The organism is Acinetobacter endophylla (genome assembly GCF_053543775.1).
The window spans coordinates 1-768 of record NZ_JBLVOM010000135.1; the positions used below are offsets into that span (position 1 = coordinate 1).

Consider the following 768-nt stretch of genomic DNA (forward strand, 5'->3'; position numbering starts at 1 on the left):
GGTTGGGGGCTAGGAACAGCGGTCTTAACCCCGTTTGTAGAACAGTTACGGCAGCAGCATCAAGTTGAAGTATGGGATATTTTTGATCCTAACGTGGAAAGTATTTTGGCCGAAAAAGTCAGGCAGGCGAGTTCTATTGATGTCTTGATGGGATGGTCTTTGGGTGGACAGTTGGCACTTTTGCTGGCTAATGAAATCCAGCAACAACTGAAAATTGCCAAGCCAGTGATTTGCTGTATGTCAAATCCCTGTTTCGTGGCCAACGAAGCATGGCCACAGGCAATGCCAGTTGAACAATATACACAATTTAAATCCTCCATACTGGCTGATCCAAAACGCGGGATGCAGCGCTTCTGTACCTTGGTCACTTTAGCTGGCGCAGCAGCGCGTGAACGTGCAAAATTATTGCACCAACAGTTAAATAGTATTGATTTAAACTATCAGGTTAAGCATCTTTATCTATTGCAGCAATTAAATCTAGTGGATATCTTAAAAAATCATTCAGTCAAGATGCTATTTATATTTTCCGAGAATGATATGTTGGTTCCTTACAAAGTTAGTCAAGAATCTGTGTTTTTAACAACCCAAAATCTGAATTTGGTAAAAATACAGGGCACGCACGATGCCATCCTTTTTGATACCAAGTTACTCGTTGAGCCAATTTTAAAATTTTTAGCCGATCTGGCTTAAGCACAAAGAGATTGGTAGCTCTTGACGTTTCATTTTCAGATTTAACGCGCTAAGATCAGTTTTAGTTTTAATAATTGG

General features: G+C 40.4%; 1 protein-coding gene. It reads left to right on the plus strand.

All coding sequences use genetic code 11. The annotated features are described in order from the left end of the window. A partial coding sequence (locus tag ACNPNW_RS05985) for an alpha/beta hydrolase family protein (RefSeq protein ID WP_448766709.1) occupies positions 1-690 on the plus strand: 690 nt, incomplete at its 5' end. Positions 691-768 lie beyond the last annotated feature (78 nt).